Origin of the sequence: Robbsia andropogonis (assembly GCF_034047095.1) — a bacterium.
GTDB lineage: Bacteria > Pseudomonadota > Gammaproteobacteria > Burkholderiales > Burkholderiaceae > Robbsia > Robbsia andropogonis.
Genome location: NZ_CP139170.1, coordinates 2,469,192 through 2,491,284 on the forward strand (window position 1 = coordinate 2,469,192; position 22,093 = coordinate 2,491,284).

At 58.0% G+C, this 22,093-nt stretch carries 19 protein-coding genes; 7 read left to right on the forward strand and 12 right to left on the reverse strand.

Features of this window, described 5'->3' with window-relative positions:
- Nucleotides 1–283: 283 nt before the first annotated feature.
- The 7 genes from SJQ66_RS24275 to SJQ66_RS24305 form a co-directional block, all read right to left on the reverse strand.
- Nucleotides 284–820 carry a VOC family protein gene (locus tag SJQ66_RS24275; RefSeq protein ID WP_253465671.1) on the reverse strand — a complete coding sequence of 179 codons (537 nt, stop codon included), beginning with the start codon at nucleotides 818–820 and terminating at the stop codon, nucleotides 284–286.
- Nucleotides 821–852: 32 nt separating this feature from the next.
- On the reverse strand, nucleotides 853–1,347 hold the full coding sequence (locus SJQ66_RS24280; RefSeq protein ID WP_253465674.1) for a carboxymuconolactone decarboxylase family protein: 495 nt from the start codon (nucleotides 1,345–1,347) through the stop codon (nucleotides 853–855).
- 65 nt (nucleotides 1,348–1,412) lie between these two features.
- Nucleotides 1,413–2,243, reverse strand: coding sequence for an SDR family NAD(P)-dependent oxidoreductase (locus SJQ66_RS24285; RefSeq protein ID WP_253465677.1), 831 nt, complete (start codon nucleotides 2,241–2,243; stop codon nucleotides 1,413–1,415).
- Complete coding sequence (locus tag SJQ66_RS24290; RefSeq protein ID WP_320534640.1) at nucleotides 2,243–2,968, reverse strand: dienelactone hydrolase family protein; 726 nt, start codon at nucleotides 2,966–2,968, stop codon at nucleotides 2,243–2,245. The genes SJQ66_RS24285 and SJQ66_RS24290 overlap by 1 nt, the downstream gene beginning before the upstream one ends.
- Nucleotides 2,965–3,714: a carboxymuconolactone decarboxylase family protein gene (locus tag SJQ66_RS24295; protein ID WP_253465683.1), complete on the reverse strand. Its 750-nt coding sequence runs from the start codon at nucleotides 3,712–3,714 to the stop codon at nucleotides 2,965–2,967. The genes SJQ66_RS24290 and SJQ66_RS24295 overlap by 4 nt, the downstream gene beginning before the upstream one ends.
- An 11-nt stretch (nucleotides 3,715–3,725) precedes the next feature.
- A complete protein-coding gene (locus SJQ66_RS24300; RefSeq protein WP_253465686.1) occupies nucleotides 3,726–4,979 on the reverse strand; it encodes an acyl-CoA dehydrogenase family protein in 1,254 nt (417 codons plus the stop codon).
- Nucleotides 4,976–6,238 carry an acyl-CoA dehydrogenase family protein gene (locus tag SJQ66_RS24305; protein ID WP_320534641.1) on the reverse strand — a complete coding sequence of 421 codons (1,263 nt, stop codon included), beginning with the start codon at nucleotides 6,236–6,238 and terminating at the stop codon, nucleotides 4,976–4,978. Before SJQ66_RS24305 ends, SJQ66_RS24300 begins: the two co-directional genes overlap by 4 nt.
- A gap of 413 nt (nucleotides 6,239–6,651) precedes the next feature.
- Here SJQ66_RS24305 and SJQ66_RS24310 point away from each other — a divergent pair, with 413 nt between their 5' ends.
- Together SJQ66_RS24310 and SJQ66_RS24315 are read left to right on the forward strand one after the other, a co-directional pair.
- Nucleotides 6,652–7,437 carry a helix-turn-helix domain-containing protein gene (locus SJQ66_RS24310; protein ID WP_320534642.1) on the forward strand — a complete coding sequence of 262 codons (786 nt, stop codon included), beginning with the start codon at nucleotides 6,652–6,654 and terminating at the stop codon, nucleotides 7,435–7,437.
- Nucleotides 7,438–7,654: 217 nt separating this feature from the next.
- Nucleotides 7,655–8,893 (forward strand): MFS transporter, encoded by a 1,239-nt coding sequence (locus SJQ66_RS24315; RefSeq protein WP_320534643.1) that lies wholly within the window; start codon nucleotides 7,655–7,657, stop codon nucleotides 8,891–8,893.
- Between the two features lie 72 nt (nucleotides 8,894–8,965).
- On the opposite strand, the gene SJQ66_RS24320 is transcribed toward SJQ66_RS24315, so the two are convergent.
- Complete coding sequence (locus SJQ66_RS24320) at nucleotides 8,966–9,400, reverse strand: SRPBCC family protein (protein ID WP_253465332.1); 435 nt, start codon at nucleotides 9,398–9,400, stop codon at nucleotides 8,966–8,968.
- Between the two features lie 927 nt (nucleotides 9,401–10,327).
- On the opposite strand from SJQ66_RS24320, the gene SJQ66_RS24325 reads away from it, so the two are divergent.
- Complete coding sequence (locus tag SJQ66_RS24325) at nucleotides 10,328–11,881, forward strand: carbohydrate porin (protein WP_320534644.1); 1,554 nt, start codon at nucleotides 10,328–10,330, stop codon at nucleotides 11,879–11,881.
- Between the two features lie 252 nt (nucleotides 11,882–12,133).
- Here the strand turns inward: SJQ66_RS24325 and SJQ66_RS24330 are convergent, their stop codons facing one another.
- From SJQ66_RS24330 to SJQ66_RS24345, 4 genes are all read right to left on the reverse strand, one after another.
- Nucleotides 12,134–13,489, reverse strand: a complete 1,356-nt coding sequence (locus SJQ66_RS24330; protein ID WP_253465338.1) for an MFS transporter — start codon at nucleotides 13,487–13,489, stop codon at nucleotides 12,134–12,136.
- Between the two features lie 120 nt (nucleotides 13,490–13,609).
- Nucleotides 13,610–14,362 carry a maleate cis-trans isomerase family protein gene (locus SJQ66_RS24335; protein WP_253465341.1) on the reverse strand — a complete coding sequence of 251 codons (753 nt, stop codon included), beginning with the start codon at nucleotides 14,360–14,362 and terminating at the stop codon, nucleotides 13,610–13,612.
- A 57-nt stretch (nucleotides 14,363–14,419) separates the two neighbouring features.
- Nucleotides 14,420–15,907, reverse strand: coding sequence for a bifunctional 3-(3-hydroxy-phenyl)propionate/3-hydroxycinnamic acid hydroxylase MhpA (gene mhpA / locus SJQ66_RS24340; protein ID WP_253465344.1), 1,488 nt, complete (start codon nucleotides 15,905–15,907; stop codon nucleotides 14,420–14,422).
- A 53-nt stretch (nucleotides 15,908–15,960) separates the two neighbouring features.
- Nucleotides 15,961–17,376, reverse strand: coding sequence for an MmgE/PrpD family protein (locus SJQ66_RS24345; protein ID WP_320534645.1), 1,416 nt, complete (start codon nucleotides 17,374–17,376; stop codon nucleotides 15,961–15,963).
- A gap of 467 nt (nucleotides 17,377–17,843) precedes the next feature.
- Between SJQ66_RS24345 and SJQ66_RS24350 the strand changes: the two genes are divergently transcribed.
- The 4 genes from SJQ66_RS24350 (at nucleotide 17,844) to SJQ66_RS24365 (ending at nucleotide 22,033) form a co-directional block, all read left to right on the forward strand.
- Entirely contained in the window at nucleotides 17,844–18,788 is a 945-nt protein-coding gene (locus SJQ66_RS24350) for a fumarylacetoacetate hydrolase family protein (RefSeq protein ID WP_024901296.1), read from the forward strand.
- Between the two features lie 155 nt (nucleotides 18,789–18,943).
- The gene (locus SJQ66_RS24355; protein ID WP_051504080.1) at nucleotides 18,944–19,702 is read left to right on the forward strand and encodes an IclR family transcriptional regulator; all 759 of its coding nucleotides are present in this window, start codon (nucleotides 18,944–18,946) and stop codon (nucleotides 19,700–19,702) included.
- An 82-nt stretch (nucleotides 19,703–19,784) separates the two neighbouring features.
- Complete coding sequence (locus tag SJQ66_RS24360) at nucleotides 19,785–20,315, forward strand: carboxymuconolactone decarboxylase family protein (RefSeq protein WP_186303489.1); 531 nt, start codon at nucleotides 19,785–19,787, stop codon at nucleotides 20,313–20,315.
- Nucleotides 20,316–20,779: 464 nt separating this feature from the next.
- Nucleotides 20,780–22,033, forward strand: coding sequence for an MFS transporter (locus tag SJQ66_RS24365; protein ID WP_024901299.1), 1,254 nt, complete (start codon nucleotides 20,780–20,782; stop codon nucleotides 22,031–22,033).
- Nucleotides 22,034–22,093 lie beyond the last annotated feature (60 nt).

Here is a 22,093-nt window from a genome sequence, read left to right on the forward strand (position 1 = left end):
CTTCGTGCAAGGATGCGCGGTTCCTTATCTCGTCTTCTGACGAAGCCCCGTACTCGCGGAAAACAAGCTGTCAATGACATCAAGATTGCGTGGATATCAGACAGTGTGTGAAACCGACTCGATCATCTCTCGCGCAATGCGATTGGCGGGACAATGCTTCAACCAGACCCGTTAACGTCAAAGAGGCTGCCCGAATCAACGGCACAGCCTCTCCTTTCAATCAATACCGCCCTTCCCTGATCGTCGTTTAACAGGAGGATTCAACGATTTGAAGGAATGCACCTTATTGAGCGGCCTTCTCCGACTCGAAGCGTCTAATCAGGTCGCGCCGCCAAGCTTCGATCCCTTGAAATCCTGGAAGCGTACGGCACAACGCCTCGGTGTCTCGACGCAATACTTCCTCGGGCTGGTCTAGGTCGATTGGTGCGCGAAATGGTTGATCAACATACCAAGGCGTATCAACGAACGCCTCGGCGCGATTTCCTTCGGGGTCACGGAAATAAATCGACCACGCGGTGCCGTGCGTGATGATGTCGACTTCCTCAACAGACTCATGTTTCAATGCGTTGCCAATGCGTTTCAGCTCAGCAAGATCGGATACGCGAAATGAGATCTGGTTGATGACGCGCGAGTGATCATCAGCGCCCCGCCCGCTAGCGATGACGAATTGATGATGGATATCCGGCTCTGACGTCAGAAAGGCAATCGATCGTTCAGGCCCGCGTTTGCTGTCACTGATGACAAAGCCGAACACGCGTTGATAGAAGCCGAGCATGGCATCGAAATCACGCACGTGAATACCAACATGTCCCAAGTCCATAATTGTCACACCTTCTAAAGAAACGTCGTACGTCAAACGTTACGGACGGGAAGTGGAAACCGCTCCAGATAGGGCAAGAATTCCGGCTCCAGATCAATCTGAAGCGCTGCCATGATCCGTACCATGCCGTTATATTCGCCAATGGCAATAAGCAGATCAATCAATGCGTCTGGCGGCAGCGCCTCGCTCAACGCCGCAAACGTCTGATCGCTGAGCGTCAATCGCTCGGTCAGCTCACGCGTTGCTTGCAGGACAACACGAGCGATGGGTTCGAGTGACGACGCCTTGCCGGCGCTGTCCGCGGCAATGGCGAGAATGTCGGCCTCACTGACGCCAAACGACAATGCGACATCGACATGATGGGCATATTCGTATTCGCTGCCGGTAGCGTATCCCACCTGCAAAATCGCGAGCTCACGCAACCGGGGATTCAGCGCGCTTTCGTGCCGGAGATACATTCCGACACCTGCAACGTGTCGGGCCCCCCGGGGACTATGGGCAAGCGCACGCGTGATATTGGATTTCATGCGCGGGATATCCTGGTACTCCGGAGCCAGGTCCTCTCGATCGAGGTAGCGTACTCGTCCCATGATCACCCCGCCCCACCAACGATCAAAGCGAGAGGATCGAGGCCGGAGCGCGCAAACTCGACGATCTGCTCTTCATAGCCGACCTGCGAACTGATCAGAAACGTCTCGTGGCGAATGCCGTCGATCAACACGGAAGCCGCAAATTCCGCCGTGGCGGGCTTGCCGCGCCTGGGGTCCACGCCATGGAGAAACTCGTCGATACTGGGGATCGCCGTACCCGACGTGGTCATGCTCTGGCCTCCAGGCCGATCGGATGTCGCGGTGATGCTCGGGCAGAAAACCGACACGCGTACGCCGTATTGGCGCAACGCATGCGCCATGCCGTAGCTCATTGCGAGCTGCGCACCTTTGGTTGTCGTATAGGGAATCTGAAAACGCGTGGGCGGATCGGGCAGAATGGCAAGCGATGACGCCGTGTTGACCAGATAACCACTGCCTCGCTGCATCATCGCGGGAAGTACCGCGCGTATCATGCGCACATAGCCAAGCACATTCACTTGCAGTGCCGTTTCCCATACATCAAACGGAATATCTTCAATTCGCCCGGCAATCGGCGGCATCGACGCATTGTTGATCAGCAGATCGACCGCACCGTATCGTGCCGTTGTCGCCTCCATCAGGGCGGTGACGTCAGCGTCCTGCGTAACGTCGCAGCGCACGCCCATCGCGTCGCCACCCGCCTCCTGAATCGAAGAAACAGCTTCCTCGACCTTGGCCCCATTAAGATCGGCGATGACCACGCGACTCCCCAAGCGCGCTAATTCCACGGCGGTCATCCGACCAATACCGGTCGCCGCCCCGGTAATGAGGACTGTCTTGTTCACGAATTCCATCAGCGTGCTTCCATGTCGAAGATTTCAGTAAGAAATAAACTTAGCGCCGCCCACGAACGTCGATCGGCCGTTTCCGAGTAGCCGAAGCCGGGACGCGGATTGCTGCCTGCCTCGGGACTGGTAAAACCGTGGCACGTGCCGCCATAGAGGTGGACTTGCCAATCGATCCCTGCCACGGACATCTCCTCGGAAAACGCTTTAATTTGTTCCTGCGGCACCAGCGGATCGGATGCGCCCGAACATACCAGCACCTTTCCTTTTATATGGCCAGCGGTATCGGCTTGCGTTGGCGTCAAGGCGCCATGAAAAACGCCCACGCCCCGAAGCGGCGCACCCGTACGAGCCAGCTCCAAGCCCCACCAGCCGCCAAGGCAATAACCAATTACCGCGATGCGCGTCGAATCCACTTGCGGGACCCGAGCAAGTGCTTGAAGGCTCGCGCGCAGACGCTCGTGCAGCCGATCGGGATGGCTTTTCAGCGCATCGACCGTGGCGCGCATTGTCGTCGGATCGTCGAACAAGACGCCATCCCCGTACAGATCCGCGGCAAGCGCGACATAATTCAGTTGCGCGAGCGCCGCGGCACGGCGCATTACATGAGGGCCCACGCCGGGCGCCTCGGCGAAAATCAACACACCGGGCACCTTGCCTGGTACTTCGGGACAAGCTAGCTGACCGCGAAATGTCAAACCGTCGGCGTCATAGTGAAGCGGCGTTGTATTCAAGGTGACTTTCCCCACTCGTCAATTAAAACGGGAACAGGCAATACCACCGCATGCACGCCCATACTGGTAATCAGCTTGCATACATCCATGATTTCGTTCGGCGTAGCGCCGTTCGCGAGCGCGGCGCGCATATGTTGCCGTACTCCCGGCCCTGACAACTGGGTACATTGCGCATACGCGGCCAAGGCGACAAGATGGCAGTCCTTTGCCGAAAGCGGACCGTTCTCACCCATCGCCGCTGAAGCAAAGTTCAACCACGCATCATAGAACGCGGGATCGACGTCGATCGCGGCATGGACTTCCGGCAGAGCCGCGCCGAGAAGTTGAAGATGCTTCTTGTGTACCGTCTCGACATATGACTTATGATCGATCGAGGACAGTACGCCAGGCACAAGCTCCTCAAGCGCGAGCGCCCCGAGCAGGTATGTCTGTACCCCAACCATGCTGACAACCATGGCCACCGCGATCAACTCTTCGAGTGATGCACCGTGCTCTCGCGCAAAACGAGCATGTTGCCGCACACCGCGTTCGAAAAAATGCGTTGGTGAACAGTTGGTCGCAACGTAAATCAATTCACGCGTCTTTGGCGAAAGACAGCCGCGCTCCGCGGTGTACGCCGATAACTCCAGATACGCGGCGACGTACGCAGGGTTCGCCAGTAGCAACCGCTCCCAGTCGTCATTCCAATAACCGCGCCGCGACCTGAAATGCTCGCGAATGCGGGATGCTATCTCGTCAGAAGGCATGATCGCATCCATTAGAACGGTGAAAGGGGCGGAAACCCAAAGTGTATTCGCGCGAAGTTCACGGCAGTCCGATCCATCTGCTGCGTGAAATGGGTGCGCTGAATCGCAATGTCGCGGTAGTATCGCCCGAGCATCGACTTGCTTTGCCCGATCTGCGTGCCGGCCGTGGTGAAAATGCGATCCGCTGCCTCGAACGCGAGGCGAGTGGCCTGCTGGACCATCAGGAATATTCTTCGGTCTTCCTCCTCCGAGAATTCGATACCCTGCTCCGACTGCGCCGCGCACGCATCCATGTAGTCCTGGGCCGCCTTGAGAACCGCCGCGTCAGCATTGTCCATCAATGCCTGAGCCAGGCCGTAGTAATGCTGAAACTCATGGGATTCCATCAGTTTCGTCTTCGGCGAGAAGCGCATCGGCTTATTTCGCAAGAGCGCATCGTACAGATCGAGCATGCCACGCGCGGTGCCCATCAGCACGGCGCCACCCTCGATCATGAAGAACCCCGCCTTACGTCCGTTGTACATAGGATTTGGATGCACCTTTTCACCCGTGATACCCACCCACATCGCCAGCGGCGAGACACGATGCTCCGGGATGAACAGGTTTTCCACGACGACACGGCGTGACCCGGTCCCCTGCATCCCCATCATTTTCCAGTTATCGATGATCGAATAGTCCTTGCGATCGATCAACATGAGGACCGGCTTGGGAGCGGCGCCTTCCTGGGGAATCAAACCACTCGCCATGATGTGCGTCGCGATGTCGCAACCGGAAGCGAAATCCCAGAAACCGGACGCGATATAGCCTCCCTCCACAGGCTGCACCGGGATCGGCGAGCCGAGAGACGGACAACGGTATTCTCCGTCTACCCCATAGGCCTCGATCTGAGCTTGCTCGGAATGGTCGGCGAGAATGAGGGGATGACCGGCCGTCAACGCGAGTACCCATCCACTCGACGGGCAACCGCGCGCCACTTCGCTCATTACCTTGACATAGGTCGGCAGATCGAACTCGTAACCCCCAAACCGGCGCGGCTGCACGATCCGGTAAAAACCGGCTTCCACGAATTCGTCGTTGGTCTCCTGAAGGATGCGCCCCGCCGCTTCCGTGGCCGGTTGCCGCTCACGTAACGTATCGCGCATCGCAATAGCACGCCGAATCATTTCATCCGGCGTCAATTCGGGTTCCGGAATCGGGATGGCACCGCGGACCGTCGCCGCGGCATGCGATCTCTGCCGACCGCGAGCTTGCTCTGCATCGATCACGGCTGCTTGCTCCCTTGCAGTTGGTCTCGTTCCGCGAACAGTTGACGCGCCAGATCCGCGGCTTTTAATTCGAACTGCAATCCAGGGTTGGTGCGCGCCATGGAGATATCGCGGAAGTAACGCTGCATTCGCGTGCCATTTCGTGCGGCCGCACTGGTCGAAGCGGCGCGATACAACATGTCCACCGCGTCGAACGACAGCTGCGCGGCATGTTGCAATCCTGCTTGCAGACGCTGGTCGTCCGAGCGCAGGTAGGTGCGCTTCTTTTCCATCCCCAGCCGTGCGAGATCCATATATTCCTGCGCCGCACCCACCACGGCATGACGCGCCGCCTCAAGCTTTCCGAGCGCAATGCCATAAGGGCGCTGGTAATCCGGGGTTTCGGATTGAAGGGCCGCATTGGGGCCGAACGCTTTCCGACTACGAATGATGCGTTCGTATTCATCCAGCGCCGCATATCCGACCCCTACCATGATCGAACTGATCTCGGTCTGGAAAAACCCGAGCGTTCCTCCTGCGTACATCGGATTCCCATGCAGGCGCGCGCCTTCCGTTCCCTGGGAGATGTTCGGCGCGAAGAAATCCTCCCGCACCAGATAGTGATCCGGTATCCAGGCATTTTGCATCTGCACCGTGTTGGAGCCACTGGCACGCATACCAATAAAATCGCCCCAGTTATCCAGCATCGTCCACTCGGTTCGCGGCACCAGGGCAACCGCTGCCTGCGGCGCGCCCCCCTCCTCGATGAGCCTCACACCTACCATCACGTGTGTCGAATACGGCACCCCTGAGCAGTAATCCCATGTACCTTCCAAACGCCAGCCACCCTCCGCCCGGGTCGCGGTTCCGGAGGGAATGGCCCGCGCCGCGGCGGCGAAGTGCCCATCCGGACCGAACGCTTCCTCTTGCGCACGTTCGCCAAACAATTGCGCCACGTTCAGGGAATGCCCTGCTGACAGGGCAAGACACCATCCGCTTCCTGGACAACCCCGCGCAACTTCCATGATCATTCGCGCGAAAGTCGGCACGCCAAACTCGTAACCACCATAACGGCGCGGCTGCAAGGTACGATAGAACCCCGCCTTCTTGAAGGCCTCGTGCATTTCCGGCGAATACGTTCCACGCTCTTCTGCCGCGGCCTGCCCTTCGAGTAAAGCATCGCGCAATCCCGCCGCGCGTGCTATCAGCTCATCGGACGTCAAACCCGGTTCCGGCGGCGCCATCTCACTGGCCGTTTTTCTCTGAAGTGTACTGACCATCGGTATCTCCTGTGCAGTCTCTGGATGGCTATGCTTAGAGCGCACAGTAGCGCCCTTGTCCGAGTGCGACAAGACGCGGTTCGTCGCTGTCCGACCTGTGTATCTCACGCCAAGATGCATCCCCGGAGGCAAGGCCTTTTTACTGACCGCACCTTGCAAAAATTCTTACAGCGCTGCTTTATGGCGCACCCTAAGTCGGCCGTCGGTTCGTCGCCACGGACGCGATCGGCGACTCGTTCGGGACGGCCCCGATTCCCCAATTCGCCTTTCCGCTATAGGCTTTACGATGAAGATAGACCTGAACGAACCGGTTACCACGCCCGCCTCTGAAAAAGCACGACCAGACCGTATGGTGCCTTGAGGCGCTTTACGCGCCTCGGCACCACGTCGGATATTCCTCCGGGAAAACGCTAATGACTTATAAAAAAATCTGCTCGCTCGATCGCGGCCTTAAAGTGCTTGAGTATCTCAATACGGTTCGTGCATCCACCGCCCACGAGATTGCTACGGAGCTCACCCTCCCTCGCCCTACCGTCTATCGGATCCTCGAGACATTAGAGGACCGCGGGTTGCTCTATCGCAGTGTCTCGGACAGCGTATTTCGCCTGACCAACGAGGTGCGCCACTTGAGCGAAGGCTTCACCGATGAAGAATGGATTCGAACTCTCGGCGCACCGCTTCTGAAAAGCCTGGGCGAGAAAGTGTTGTGGCCGACGGATCTCGCGACATTTGAAAACGATGCGATGATCATTCGAGAAAGCACCCATAGCTTCAGCCCATTCTCGGTCGATGTAGGCATGATTGGCCGTAAACGCCATCTGCTGAAGAGCCCTCTCGGGAGGGCCTATCTCGCGTTCTGCCCCGATGATGAACGACAGGATATTCTGAACTCGCTGCGCCGCTCACAGGACCCGGATAATGCGTTGAGTCGTGATGAGGCATTTCTGGAAAAAATGATCAGCACCTCGCGCGCCAACGGATATAGCAATTGCCAGGAGCTGGAGCATCCCAGATGCGCCAGTATTGCGGTGCCCGTCATGCAAGATCAATACGTGATCGCTTGCATCAATATTGTCTGGGTTGCGGCGACCATTGAATACGATGAAGTAATTACCCGTTATCTGCCAGATCTCTTGCAGACCAAGCTGGATATGGAAGCAGGACTGATGACCATGAACCTCCAGCGGTCCCGGATTTAACCTCGAAGCCTCGCTGGGTGTGCTGCCGGCAATCCCGATGCGGTACACACAGTGGACAAGCACGAACAGCGAATGGCCACCTTCGGAATCGAACTTACAATAGCCCCGGACCATCCCGAAATATGGACGGGACGACAACGAGGGCTGGCTGTTCCGATTTCGATGAGCAGGTCGCCGACATGCCGGGGCCTTTTTCCAGTGAGGCGCAAAAAGCTGTATGACGCAAGAGGTCACGCGGTTCTCGCCGCTCAAGGGGGCGTTCTTATCAGTATGGGCACTACGGTGCTGTGCGACACTCGGTAACCAGATGCTCGCCTTCTCCCTGGGACTGCGACTGTATGAGGTCAGCGGGTCAGCGCTTGATCTCGGCCTCCTGGGACTTATCCAATTTGTTCCCAGTCTGGCCTTTGCATTGCCTGCCGGCCAGTTGGTGGATCGATTTTCACCTGGACGCGTGGCGAGTTTTGCGCAATGGCTCAATGCCCTGGCCGCGGGGGCCTTACTCTTACCGATACAATCTGACTCCGGTGCGACCGTGCTGCTTTTTGGCGCAGCGTTAGCGACGGGGGCAACCCGCGCATTCGAGCACCCCATCAACACCACCTTGCTACCTAGCGTGGTTGCGAATCGCGATGTACCACGCGCCATCGCCTGGATTACCTCCATCGCAAAAATTGCCTCGATGGTAGGACCGGTAATCGGTGGAGGGCTTTATGCATTTGCACCGACTGCTGCCTATTCGGCGGCGTTCGCCTTATTCGTTATCGCGGCCATTCTTGCCGCAACGTTGCTGAATCGCTCGGATACGCCAACCCATCTGTCCGGGCTCCGTCCGTCCTTCGCGGGCCTCCATCTGATATGGCGCGATCGGGTATTGGGCGGGGCGATGCTTCTCGACCTGTTCGCCGTGCTGCTCGGCGGCGCAACCGCGCTATTGCCGATATACGCGCTCGATGTGTTGCGTGTCGGACCGATGGAACTCGGGCTGCTGCGCGCCGCACCAGGGATCGGCGCTGTCGTGACTGGCCTGTGGCTCACCCGTTCGCCGGTGACGCGACATGTCGGCGTCGTGCTGCTAGGCGCAACTGCGCTGTTTGGGGTTCTGACCGTTGCCTTTGGCTTGGCGCGTAGCCTGCCGATCAGTCTGCTGTTGCTCGCGGCAATCGGTGCGACGGACATGGTAAGCATTCACATCCGCAGCGCGTTGGTGCAATTGCGTACACCCGCCACATTGCGAGGACGGGTGGGTGCGGTCAACGGAATCTTCATCAGCAGCTCAAACCAGATTGGTGCATTCGAATCTGGCCTGACTGCGTATTGGTTCGGCACGGTGCCGGCGATCGTGCTTGGTGGCGCCGCCACGGTCGCGGTAGTAGGCCTCATTGCAACGCTGGTCGCCCCGCTGCGCCGAGCAAAGCATATCCAGGACGCACCACCAACCAATGCCATTGTATAAACATCGACCCACCCGTGGATTTTGCCGACACCCACGAAAGCGGATCGTCAGTCCGCATCACCGCACGCCGCTTTACTGGGCTCCGAAATGGGCGACCAGACCTCCCAATGCACCATCGACATCCCCGCCGATGCCTTTCGGGGCCATTTCCGCAAGTTCCGGAGGGACATCCGCCTCGATGGTGTACGTCACTTCCGACCCCGGGCCGTCAGCCGCCACAGCGAACGTCGCGTCGAGGCTTTTGATCGGGGGCGCGCCAGGCGGTGTTTCCTGACCAGGCACCAGCTCGTACGTGAAGCGCATCGCCCCGTCATCAAGGCTTTTGATTCGATCGAGCATGGTGTTGCCGCGCTTGAAGTGCACTTTCCGATCACCATTGGGGAGCATCTCGACTGAATTGATGTGCGGTTGCCAGGAGGCGAAGCCGGCAAAATCCTTGACGAATTTCCAGACCTCCGGCGCGCCGGCTTTCAGTTTGACGCTCTTGCTCACTTTGACAATCGTCATCGCTATTCCCTCTTTCTGTGGATGGACTGCAACAGGCAGCCGCATACGATATGCCGGTAATGGTATCTACCGGCGAGTTTCTAGAATGTCTTGGATCAAGACGTAGCTTAGTCTATCGTGCGCCCGGAAAGCGCGATGCGGTTGCCCGGCGAATGTCCGCAGGGTGTATCCAGCGCAATATCGATGGAACGGATCATCAGCGACGCCATCCAGGTTAGTAAAACACCCCGGCCTGATGATCCTGCATTCGATGCATGGAACCGTCGTGCCCGGCTGCCCGACAAAAATTCGCGAAAAATGTCCGCGAACACGACGTACCGCCGTCTGCCTAATCTCAACCACTTGCCCTACCAGAAACCAATACACCCTGCGGACATAAACGTCGCGATACGATCATCCGTTTGTCGTGCACGATAGACTGACAAGTGACGCGATCGAGATGTTCCAGACACTTCCCTGCGCCTGCAACGCGTCAATGAATACAGTCACGAACCGGGCTGCAGGGGCAATAGCAGGCAGTGGGTGTTTTATCTTGAAAAGACAAGTGCCGACGATTTTTGGTCAGCCTTGAAATAGCAATCCGGTAGAAAAATAATATTGCCATGGCGGAAACCGCCGGCAGGAGACGACGCATGAACCTCACCGAACATATCGGTGCCTCGCCCATTCTGACGACCTGGCGGCCCATCACGCGCATTACCGTCAGTAGAAACGATGACGGATAGCCGTCGAAAGAATGTATCGGGAGGATACATTCAATTAAATTAGTATACCTACGTATCAATCAACGCAACATACTTCTTATAACCCGAAAATCCCGCGCGCAAGGTGCTGGCCAACGAGGCTATCGACAGTCGCGAGAATGGGAAGCGGAACCGACGGACAACAGATCCCGGTCCGGCCAAAGCTGAATAAAAAAGAGGAGACATGAAACACATCACCGATATCACGCATCATGTCAAGGCAGTCGTCGTGGGCATTGGACTCTCGTCATTCGCTGTCATGGCGACCGCCGCAGATCCGCAGTCGTCCACTGTACAAGCCGATGCCGCCGACAGCGCACCCGTTGCAAGTGCCCCCGTCGCGGCCAAAAGCCCGCAGGATTCCACAAAAGGAAAAAGGGCCGTCAAAGGCGTTTTCCGGCAGACCCAGAGTGACGCAGGGGATAACCCCCCGGGTCTCGCAAGCGTAAGCCCTCGCCCTCCGACAGGCGCGGTTCCTCCGCCGAGAAAGGGGCCACTGAGCGGGATCGGCGATGCACTGGATGAACGTGGGATCAATCTCGGCCTGTTCTTTACGAACGGCTACTTCACCAACCTTACTACCGGTGTCAAGCAGGGTAAGTCCGTCGACTACGCCACGTTGTATATGTCCGTCAACCTCGATCTACAGAAGCTGATAGGCATACCGAACACGCAATTCCATATCACGGAGGCGTGGGAGCCTCCTTCACACAATACGGGCAACTTCTCATCGGAGGTGTCAGCGGGCTTTGCCCCTTTCCCCGCAACCGTCACAACATCGAATCTCGTCAAGCTGACGCTGTCCCACGACCTGTTCAATAAACGGTTGCATGTGGAATATGGTCGCATGAACCTGATTGACGATTTCATGGTTGCAACGATGTGCGCCGGACGCTATGCGGCAACGCCGCTCATAACGGTAGGGGTCCCGCCACTGGATAAGTCGGTGTGGGGCGCAAGGATGGCATACTCGCTGTCCCCCCATACCCGCCTGGGCCTCGGCGTGATCGAAGACAATTACGCACTTTTCAGCCAGTCGACAGGGTGGGATTGGAGCACCCGCACGCGGAAGGGTTGGGTCTGGGTGGGAAACGTTATGCACACGACCGACTTTTCCAGCAGCCGGTATCCCCTAAATCTTGAAGCCGGTATCTACCACGACACAAGCCCTTACACCGATGATCTGCGAAATGTGGATGGATCGAGCCAGGCGGTCAATCCCTTCGGCACCGCGGTCACGCATGGTAGCGGTACATGGGGCGTGTATGGGCAGGCCAGAAAAGTCGTCTGGAGAGCGGCGGACTCGGAGAGCCCGGTTCCTCGGAACGTCGCCCTGTACGGCGGCGCATACATCACCCCCGGTCCGGGGCATGCTTATCCCATCGAAGCATTCGGGGGCGCCGAATACGGGGGATTTATCAAAGGCAATCCGGCGGCGGTCGTGGGCACGACGGTACGCTACATCCGGTTGAGCGACGGACGCGCTGCATTTGAACAACAGCTCAGTGCGGCAAGCGGCTTTAGCAATGCACCGGTGCAGCAAAACACGTTTGCTTTCGACGTGCATGCGCAATATGGCATTGCCCCCGGCGTGCTGGTAAATGCCTCTGCGCAATACTTGCTGCATCCGAACAGAGTAGGCCCCTTCGCGGCGTCTACCGGAAATACGCGCAGCGGCTGGTTGCTGGGCTTGTTTCTGGTTGTCGATATCGGCCGCATAGTAGGTCTGAGTCGCTAAAAATCGAGGGCCGCTCATGCCGTGTTCCGCCGTTGAGGGGCACGCGGCATGATGACCGCCCCAAGGCGCGAATCGATTTTCCGGCCCATCGTACCGGGTCAATGCGAACACCGGCATCCGCCGATCAGAAACGGGGCTTTTCCGGAACACGCGACAGACGCGAGGAAAACATGGCACCCGTCACGCAATAGTGACCGCCATGCCATCATATGCCACGACGTGCTTTACAGTACGAGGGAAAGGGAAAACGACTTAATGGCTGCGCACGCTTTGGGTTCGGGCGATGGCATCGGCCAGCGCTGCATTTCGACGCGTCAGATTGCTTGAGACAGCGACCGCCGCCGCGGAAATCAGCGCGGTCATCGCAATATAGATTCCAATGCAATAAGATTGATGCGTCCGGGCCATGATCGTCTGGGCGATCGCCGGCGCAAAGGCGCCTCCGAGAATCGATCCGAGCGCGTAACTTATCGAGACGCCCGAGTATCTGACGCTTGCGGGAAATAACGCCGACAGAACCGCGGCTTGAGGGCCATAGGAAAGTCCAAGCGGAATGGCAAGAACAAGCAGTGCCAGCATGAATAAGGTGATGTTTCCGGTGTCGATCAGCAGCCACATCGGCACTGCCCATAGCGCCAACATCACGTAGCCAAGCAGCAGTGTACGAGCGGCGCCGATGCGATCGCCCAACCAGCCTGAAAAAAACGTGCTGATCAGCCAGGCGACACATGCCAGGATCGAACAGCGCAACAATCCGTTTGATGGTAAATGCTGAACCAGCTGACCATAGCTGATCGTGTAGGCAAGAAAAAGGTATCCGGCCGCGCTGTTCCCAACGCACAGGAGCGCCGCGACGACGATCGTGCGGCCGTGCGAGCGGAGCAGCTCCCGTAGCGGGGTCTTCGAGGCAACTCGACGGCTTTGCAGTTCTTGAAATACGGGAGACTCTTCCACGCGACGTCTGATCAGCCAGCCGGACAGCGTGAGCACGATCGAAAAAAGGAACGGCAGCCGCCAACCGTATTCGAGCATTTGCTTCGCGTCAAACCATGACGACACACATAACATTGCCCCAGTAGCCAAGAGCAATCCAATCGGCACACCGGACTGCGGATAGGTGCCAAACGACGCTCTTCTCGTTGGCGGCGCATGCTCAACCGCAAGTAATGCCGCCCCGCCCCATTCACCGCCCGCCGAGAATCCCTGCAAAGTCCTCAGCAGGATCAATGCAAGGGGCGCCCAGATTCCAATTTCGGCATAGGTCGGCAATAACCCGATCAGGCCGGTCGCGCTTCCGATCAGTACAAGGGTGACCACCAGCATCGCTCGGCGACCAAACCGGTCTCCGAGATAGCCGCAGATTATCGCGCCTAATGGACGAAACAGGAAGGCAATGCCAATCGTGCCAAGGGACAGGAGTTGCCCGATACCAGGATCCGCGCGCAAAGCCGGCGAGAAAAACAACGGCCCAAAAATCAAAGCGGCTGACTGCGCATAAATTAGATAGTCATACCATTCGATCGATGTACCAACGATGGTCGCCGCCAGGATGCTGCGATCTTCGGAACGGGTTCTGGACGGCGCGCGTGGGGAGGGGGTCGCTTTCATCGTTGTTATTTGTGGAATGGGCGCGCCGCCCCCGTGGTCACTATGCAAGCCACCGTGCTTGGCAAGGGCAACGAGCAAATCAACGCGGCGGTGGTGTCGATTCAGGCAGACGCCAGACTGTCATGCCATCTCGAATAGTTTTCCCAGTCCATGGATAGGTTCGTTACGACCGAGACGACGCAGACAATGCCATAACATGGCCTGATTGCTCGTGACCACCGGTCGTCCCAATTCGGACTCCAACGTCTCGATCACCGATGCAACGTTGATTGCCGTACAGCTCAGAAAGTAAATGTCCGTCGAATCGTCTCGATGGCTTCGTGCGAGATCGACCCACTTTTCGGGAGGTACCGCGGCCATGCCCGTCCCCTCGAGCAAGCCCAATCCGACTTGACTCAACACTTTATAGCCATGGTGCTCAAGAAAGGCGACCTCGCGCAGATTCACCTCGTCGATATACGGCGTGATCAGTACGATGCGTCTGGTGCCGAGTGCCTCGAAAGCAGCCAATAGCGCTTCCGATGTCGTCGTTGCCGGAATGCCGCACGCATCGGCAATTCGACCGGAAATCTTTTCCCCCATGCTCGGATCAAATGTCGAGACAGCCGTGCAGTTGAAAACAACCAGATCAACCGCCGCATCGGCAAGTAGATTGGAAGCCTCCTCGATTTTCTCCGTCATACCCATCAGCGCCTCCGCTGTCGAGCCGGCGAGTTTCAACCTGGTCGTCAATACATTTACACCGGGCGGCAGCATGCGTTGAATTTCCGGCTCAGCCATCGGGTTGCTGGACGGTAGCAGCATGCCGATTTTTTGCGGCCGGCCAGCGCCGGAGTTTTGCTGTGTTTTATGAGATAAGGTGTTGGCACTCATGTGTCGTCTCCTCGTGGATTGAGCTCCCGCTATTGCGGTGTGATGGGTTCAACCCGGCTATTGGGTTTTCGGTCTCGATGCAGGCAGATAGGTCGACACATGATCCAGTTCGTCGGCGCTGTTGGCAACGGCGAGAATATATCTATCCGGGCGGACGATCACCACCCGCGCGTGCAATTCATCGCATTCCTTTTTCGCCTCGTCCGGCAGGCACACCACCTGATTGATATCCCACAGCGCTTTCGTGGCCGCCGAGACGGAAGCGATCACCTCGCGATCTCCGAGGACCGCGAAGTTTGCGCCGACCGCGTCGTCCAGAGGCACGCCCGATGCCAGTATCGGTTGCGGAAAAATCAGTCCGGCAGGACGATCCTCTCCGCGATGAAGACCCGACCCAAGTCTGGGCGCGAGTGACGTCATTTGCCGCGGGCCTTGGCTCAGCTTGAAATCCCTTTGCCGTGCCTGCTCCGGATCAATCGCCTGGATGATTTCCCCCACTTCGATTGCGTGCTCGATCGTGGCGCGAACATGCGGCGACCGCTCCGCTTCATAGCTGTCCAGCAGGTCGGCGGAAGCCCGCCCCGCGATGACCCATTTCAGCTTCCAGGCGAGATTGGCGGCATCGCGCACACCCGCGCACAATCCCTGTCCAAGAAACGGCGGCATCTGGTGGGCGGCATCGCCGGCCAACAAGACTCTCGATTTACGCCAAGGATGTGCGATGACCCCGTGAAAAACGTACGTCACGGCACGTTCGATGTCGGCATCGGCGGGGGTAAGCCAGGGGGATAACAATCGCCAAACGCTTTCCGGCGACGCAAGCGCCGACACATCGTCGCCAGGCAGGACCATGAACTCCCAGCGGCGGCGTTGGCCGACGCAGCGCATGTAGGTCGTGGGACGACCAGGATCGCAAAACTGAACGGTCCCGTCGGTAAGCCCTTCGACGTCTCGCTTCATGATCAGGTCGACGACGAGCCACTGTTCGTGGCTTCCCAGATCCTCAAGCGGTACGTCGACCATGCCTCTCACGGTCGAACGGCCGCCATCGCAACCAATCAGGTATTGTCCCTCGACGATTTCCGTAAGCCCGGTGTCTCGCGAAACAAATCGCGCCTGCACGCTGTCATCCGACTGCTGCACGGCGACAAGTTCACAGCCCGTCCTGACCTTGGTGTCCGGGAAGCGATCGAGTCCCTTTCGCAATACCGCTTCCAACGCAGGTTGGTGAAAGCGATAGCTCGGATGCCAGTTATTCGGACCGACGGTGCCGGGCCTGGGCCAACGCAACATGACTTCATGATCCAGATTGATGAAGGTCATACCGGGATTCACATGCGTGAAAGGGAGGATCCGTTCAGCCAATCCGATCGACTGAAAGACCCGCATCACTTCTCCGTCGAAATGGGTTGCCCGCGGCAACGGAAATATCTCGCGGGCCGATTCGATCACGGTAACGGAAAGGCCGAAACGCGACAGCAGATTGGCCAGCGTGGCCCCGGTAGGTCCGAATCCGGCTATGACGACATCTGAATAATGGCTCATGATGATGTTGAGATTGACCTTTATATCTTTGCGCCGATGAAAAGCATGTTTTGCTAGCGTTGAAGGTGACGCACTTCCGACCCGCCCTGCGTCGATTGGCGCCGGTCGATGCCCGCCAGATGCTTCAGCAAGGTGGCGCGAGCGGACGGATGACGTGGAACATCGAGACATAGGCGCTCGATCTCCAAAGCCTCGCTTGGCGCAAGCACGTCTCGCGTCAACCGATGAAACTTTCGTTTCACGTCGTTGATCCGGAACGGCACTTCCGGATCACCCCATGCGTGGAAAATGGTCTCGGACGCAATCGTCTCGTCGCCGACAAAGAGATCGATGGCCGCCGGATAAGCGTGCGACGTCGCGGCCAACCGGGCATCCGCGACGACTTCGATTTTGCCTGCAAGTCGCGCCATCGCCCCACTTCCAAACGGCTCCGCACGCTCTATGTCTAGCAGGTCATCCGGGCTCACCCCCATCAGTGCAAGGTTGTATCCGCAGCTCGTGATACGGGAAAGTCTGCTCGTCTCTACGTTGTAATGCGCCACCATGTTCGCGTGCGAAGGAGGCAGTCGCACCCGGATTTTAGTCAGTGACTCGTGTGCGATACCGCGATCAAGCAGTTGCCTGAACCCATGGATCGCGGCCATATTGTGCTTCGCCGCACAGTAAGGCTTGATGCTCGTCTCGGTGACGGCGGGATGTCGCCCCCACATCGCCTCGATACGCTCGTGGGAAATCGGCAGGCCTCGCATGGGAGACGCCCGATCATTTTCAAGTAAGGCCCGATCGCCTGTGAAACCCGCTGCGGCACTCATTGCCGCGAGACAACCCATTCGCGCGGCCATCCCGAAAAGCAACCACCTTGCAGAGGTTCCCTGCGTCGAGGTCACACCGGCACTTGCATTGCCACCTGGCCGTCCATTCGACGATGTCAGCGCAATCGACAGCGCGTTAGCCGTGCGCTCGGCATCAAGATTCAGGTGCTTCGACATGATCGCCGCCGTCGTGATCGGCGCAAGCAGCAGACTCGGCCATACTCCCTGGTGCAATATTTCCGATCCGGAGACCGCTTCACCGAGGCAGGTCATCACCTCATAACCGACGTGAAGAACCTCTGTGAAGCAATCCGGATAAAGCGATCCCGACGCCGCGTCGGCCGCCAAGGCCGTCATGACGACAAGGGCGCCTGGCGTCGTGCAAGACCCCATATGGATGTCGTCTACCTCGGTCAGCCTCGTCGTGGCGGTAAGCAAGCTCACGTTGTCGAGGAACGATGAATCGAACAGCTTACGGATGGCAACGCTCCCCTCGCGCAGCCCGTAGAGATGCCGCCCCTCACGCGTTGCACGTCCGGCGATCCAGGCGCCGACTGTATCCAGGACATGGATCGAAAGGGTTGGCGCGGCGGATGCCATTGCGTCACTGGAGGGGCCGCTCGCAATCCGCTGCGCAATCGTGTCGATCAGGGTCATCAAAAACGTTCCTCGACTGGGGTGGGCATCCCGTCAGCGTGGACCAGCGGCGCAGCGCCCTCGCCCACTGCTTGCGCCGACGCAAAAGTGCCTGGCGCGTTCAACCGGAACTTAGCATGCGGTCGAGACAAATATCAACAAAATCTTATATTACGAGAATACGTGAAAATAATGATAGCAAAGAAAGTTGCTTCCGAAATGATCTTTTATCTAGATAAAATGTGATTTTTGTGGCCAAATTCGCCCATCAGGAACGATGACATGCATCTACTTCTTTTTGACGATCAAATCTCACAGTGGTAGATTTAGTAAAAATATTGAAGGAATCGTCTGTTCCCTTTGTGCGGTAACGGCACGGGAGGCATCGGTTCGTACGTGCGTCAGAAAAGCGAGATGCGGCTCAACGACCAACGCTCCCGCCGCGCTTTGCCGATGCCTTATGCCTCAAACACCTGGAGACTTTCATAATGAAACTCGCATTCTTCGATTCATACCGACTCGGCCTGATCGTCGACGATTCGATCGTGGATATTTCGTCACGAATCACCGGATTTCCGTTCGCCAACCCCAACGACGCCATGGTTCATCTCATAGAAGCGTTCGATGAGTACAAGGCTGCGTTAAAAAAAGCGGAAAGTCAGGGCGAGCGCATCAAGCTCTCGGACGTTCGACTGCGAGCGCCATTACCCAAACCGGGCAATATCGTCTGCATGGCGGTCAATTACATGGAGGACGGCACCCTGGCGGAGCCGCCCCTGATCAACGCGTTCCACAAGGCACCATCCTGCGTGATCGGACCCGGAGACACAATGGTCCTCCCGGATATGCCAGCGACGGTGTTCGAAGCTGAAGCCGAGATCGCGCTGATCATTGGTCGACGTGCGGATAAGGTCGCGGCATCGGACTGGCGCAACTATGTTTTTGGATACGTCAACTTTATCGATGGCTCCGCCCGCGGCGTCAAGCCGGACCGGAACACATTCTTCCAAATGAAGTCACGGAACACGTTCGCGCCACTGGGTCCCTGGATCGTCACCGCGGATGAGATTGCCGATCCGCAGAATCTGCATATCGCGATGGATCTGAATGGCAAGCCCAGACAGCGCTTCAATACCAATGACATGGCTCATGGAATTGCAAAAAGCATCGAATGGTTAAGCCATATTCATCCACTCGAACCCGGAGACATTATCGCGACCGGAACGAACCATCGCGGCCTGGGCCCCATTCAGGACGGAGATGTTCTGGACCTTTCCGTCGAGGGCTTGGGCACGCTGTCCGTCCGCGTAAAGGATGACCTGCACCGTACCTGGGCAGACGAAACACGCCTGGAAAGGCAGACGCGCGGCCTGAATCCGCTTTCTCCACAATTGACCGGGAAATATGCGCCAAGCGAAGCCGGGACGCGGTGACATCGCCTATCCTCGGCTGATTGCATCCCCGGATTCGCAGGCAGCCACGACAGGGCCAGCGAGCGCAGCGCTTTGCTTGCGTGCCGAAGATCCGCTCAGTAACATGTTGCCGTCCTAACCTCCGTCTGACGCCCGCAATGTCCAGCCTTAAGAAGATGCTGTCGATTCTCGATTTTTTCTCGATCGACAAATCCATCTGGTCGCCCGACGAACTGATCGCTGAAACCGGCTTGTCGAGGCCCACTGGATATCGCTATCTCAAGGAGCTGTGCGACTCAGGTCTTCTCAGACGCTCGGAAAGCGGCTACTCGCTCGGACCGCGAATTATAGAGATGGACTATTACATCCGTCAAAGCGACAGACTTTTGATTGCCTGCCAACCTGTGATGAGCCGGTTAGCGAAAGACACCGGCTGCGACATATTGCTAGCCAGTATCTACGGGGTACGAATTCTCGCCGTTCATCAGGAACCTGGAGCGCAATCGGGTCAGGTTGCATTCGGACGTGGACGCCCGATGCCCCTTTTTCGGGGCGGTGGCTCGAAAGTGATCCTTGCCGCGCTCTCGGCCGCCAGGCACAAGCGGCTGTATGAAAGCCACGCATCGGAAATCGCGCAAGCCGGTCTCGGGGCGACGTGGAAAGCGTTCCGCTCGCATATGCTGCAGATTCAACGTGACGGGCATGTTATCTCGGTCGGAGAACTCGATCCCGAAGCCGCCGGTGCCGCCGTCCCGCTTCAGTCAGGGACATCAATCGAGCCGGCGGCCCTGATCCTCGTGACGACCCGCTCGCGCTTCGCGATTACCGACAAGACTTTTTTGATAGAAACGATGAAAAACAGCGTCCGGCAGATTGAAATTGCCTCATCCCGGGAACACGCATCGTGTTTCCCGGAAGGTACGAATGAAGCATAAGAAGCACGCGATCTATCCAGACATCTACGGGAAGGGCCGGCGCGCCGCCGCCCCAATCGACAAATCCAACCACAGGTGCAACATGACGCAGATTCGCGTGCCCATTGTCACACCGGGCACAAACCCGGAAATAGCCGATCTGGAAGAGACGATCAAAAAGGAACGCGGCGGCAAAATCTCCTTGCTCTACCAGGTGCTGCTCAATAGCCCTGCGATTGCCGGCGGCTGGGAACACATGCTTTCCGCCGTCCGGAACCGGAGCACCATCCCGGCCGATTTGCGGGAACTTGCCATCTTGAGAGTTGCCGTGCTGAATCGCGCGAACTACGAGTTCGAGGCACATATACCGCACGCGCTCAACGCCGGCATTTCCGCGAACGCCATCGAAGCAGTTCGAAACCTGCAGGAAATCGACCCGGAACCATTCTCCGAAATTCAACGCCTCGTCGTCGAACTGACAGACAGGATGACACGAGACGTGGACGTGTCGGACGCAGTAATGGCGCGCGTCAGCGCGCGATTCAATGCACAAGAAGTGGTCGAGCTGGTGGCGACCATTGCCGCCTACAATATGGTGTCACGCTTTCTGGTCGCGCTTGCGATTGCCCATTGATTGCCACGCGGCAATAGCGATTGTCCCGCGCCCCAGCGTATAAGCCCGGCGTTTCGGAGCGTGCCCGTTTCGCCATGAGGTAAATGTCGATCGAACCTGCTCCGCCATCACGCCCTGCAACAGGCTGCCCGCATTTCGTCGTCGGTATTGCGCCGCACGGAAGAAAATGGGCGCAACGCTATCTCATGGCGCGAATCCGTCAGAAGTGTACGGCATTGCCCGTTGCCTGATAGCGCACACCATCATCGATTATTCGTCTTTCGCGAATGATGCATTCGCTCGTTCCGCGATACCCGAATCGTACTCGTTGCACCTATCTTAGCGACATCGCTTCGCATGGATATCGCAGATCCGAGCGACTGTAGACCACCCATGGAGGCACGGTCTTCATCTAAAAAAACGGCATCTGACCTATGCGAACGCTCCTCCACGCATAGGCGGTGTCAATATGAACGGAGACAGAAATGAATACAACACAGTGGGATACCGCCTACGAATGGAAAGCGGTCACGCTGCTGGCACTCGGTTTCGGCCTCGTGGGGCTGGATCGCTGGCTGATTGCACCGCTTTTTCCAGCCATCATGAAAGACCTCCACCTGAATGCCCAGGACGTCGGCAACTGCATCGGCGTGCTCGGGCTTTCCTGGGGCGTCTTCGCGGCGTTGATGGGCGGCCTTTCGGACAAGATCGGGCGCCGCAAGGTCCTCATCCCTGCAATCCTTGCGTTCTCGCTGCTCTCCGGCCTTTCCGGGCTCGCCAGCGGCTTGTTCAGCATGATAGCCATTCGCAGCCTGATGGGCGTCGCGGAAGGCTCTTTCTGCCCCACGAGCTTCGCAGCCACCGCGGATGCATCACATCCCCGCCGAAGAGGCTTGAATCTCGGTCTCCAGCAAAGTGGGTTCGCGCTATTTGGCCTGGCCCTCGCGCCCATCATCGCCACGCAGCTACTCAATTTCGTCACATGGCGATGGGTATTCGCACTCGTCGCGCTACCTGGGCTGGTGCTCGGTCTGATCATGTTCCGTGTCATTCGGGAGCCGTTCGAAAAGAAGACGGTCGCCATCGAACAGCCCGCTACATCCGTCGTCGACGTGCTGAAAAGCAGGAACATTCTTGTTGCAATGTGCGCCCTCTGCTGCGCGATGACCGGTGTCTTTGTCCTTAGCGCCCTGCTGCCCCTGTATCTCACGGGCTATCTGTTGCTCGACACGCAACGGATGGGACTGGTCGTCTCCGCGATCGGCTTCGGCGGGTTCCTGGGGCAATTCGGTTTGCCTGGGTTATCCGACATCGTCGGACGTCGCCTGGCAAGCATTGCCGGCTTCGCCGGTACGGCGGTGATGCTTTACGTCTTCCGTGGACTGGGACCGGAACCGCTGCCGCTATTTGGTGTCTTGTTCGTCGCGTCGTTTTTCACACTGGGCCTGGTGTCCTTGCTTTCGGGGCCGGTCGCCACGGAGGCGGCGCCCCTGGGGCGCATATCAACGGCCATCGGCGCCGTGGTCGGCGTGGGCGAAGTCTTCGGCGGCGGCATTGCACCTTCCCTGGGCGGCTATGTTGCGGCACATTTCGGCATTCAAAATATTCTCTGGCTACCGATGATCGCCGTACTCCTCGGTATCTTCACCAGCATGCTGCTAAGGGAAACCGCCCCTGTGGTGCTGCAACGCCGTCAACCGGCACGCGCCGAACTAGCTGCAGGGGAACCGCGAAAATAAGCCACGGCGGCAATCTTCACCAGCTTCCGAAAACCGTTCGCCGGTGTGTGTCTTTGGAGC

Coding starts and splice junctions, on each gene's coding strand:
- SJQ66_RS24275 (WP_253465671.1), bottom strand. CDS start 820: ATGGACTTGGGACATGTTGGTATTCACGTGCGTGATTTCGATGCCATG.
- SJQ66_RS24280 (WP_253465674.1), bottom strand. CDS start 1,347: ATGAAATCCAATATCACGCGTGCGCTTGCCCATAGTCCCCGGGGGGCC.
- SJQ66_RS24285 (WP_253465677.1), bottom strand. CDS start 2,243: ATGGAATTCGTGAACAAGACAGTCCTCATTACCGGGGCGGCGACCGGT.
- SJQ66_RS24295 (WP_253465683.1), bottom strand. CDS start 3,714: ATGCCTTCTGACGAGATAGCATCCCGCATTCGCGAGCATTTCAGGTCG.
- SJQ66_RS24305 (WP_320534641.1), bottom strand. CDS start 6,238: ATGGTCAGTACACTTCAGAGAAAAACGGCCAGTGAGATGGCGCCGCCG.
- SJQ66_RS24310 (WP_320534642.1), top strand. CDS start 6,652: ATGACTTATAAAAAAATCTGCTCGCTCGATCGCGGCCTTAAAGTGCTT.
- SJQ66_RS24315 (WP_320534643.1), top strand. CDS start 7,655: ATGACGCAAGAGGTCACGCGGTTCTCGCCGCTCAAGGGGGCGTTCTTA.
- SJQ66_RS24320 (WP_253465332.1), bottom strand. CDS start 9,400: ATGACGATTGTCAAAGTGAGCAAGAGCGTCAAACTGAAAGCCGGCGCG.
- SJQ66_RS24325 (WP_320534644.1), top strand. CDS start 10,328: ATGAAACACATCACCGATATCACGCATCATGTCAAGGCAGTCGTCGTG.
- SJQ66_RS24330 (WP_253465338.1), bottom strand. CDS start 13,489: ATGAAAGCGACCCCCTCCCCACGCGCGCCGTCCAGAACCCGTTCCGAA.
- SJQ66_RS24335 (WP_253465341.1), bottom strand. CDS start 14,362: ATGAGTGCCAACACCTTATCTCATAAAACACAGCAAAACTCCGGCGCT.
- mhpA (WP_253465344.1), bottom strand. CDS start 15,907: ATGAGCCATTATTCAGATGTCGTCATAGCCGGATTCGGACCTACCGGG.
- SJQ66_RS24345 (WP_320534645.1), bottom strand. CDS start 17,376: ATGACCCTGATCGACACGATTGCGCAGCGGATTGCGAGCGGCCCCTCC.
- SJQ66_RS24350 (WP_024901296.1), top strand. CDS start 17,844: ATGAAACTCGCATTCTTCGATTCATACCGACTCGGCCTGATCGTCGAC.
- SJQ66_RS24355 (WP_051504080.1), top strand. CDS start 18,944: ATGCTGTCGATTCTCGATTTTTTCTCGATCGACAAATCCATCTGGTCG.
- SJQ66_RS24360 (WP_186303489.1), top strand. CDS start 19,785: ATGACGCAGATTCGCGTGCCCATTGTCACACCGGGCACAAACCCGGAA.
- SJQ66_RS24365 (WP_024901299.1), top strand. CDS start 20,780: ATGAATACAACACAGTGGGATACCGCCTACGAATGGAAAGCGGTCACG.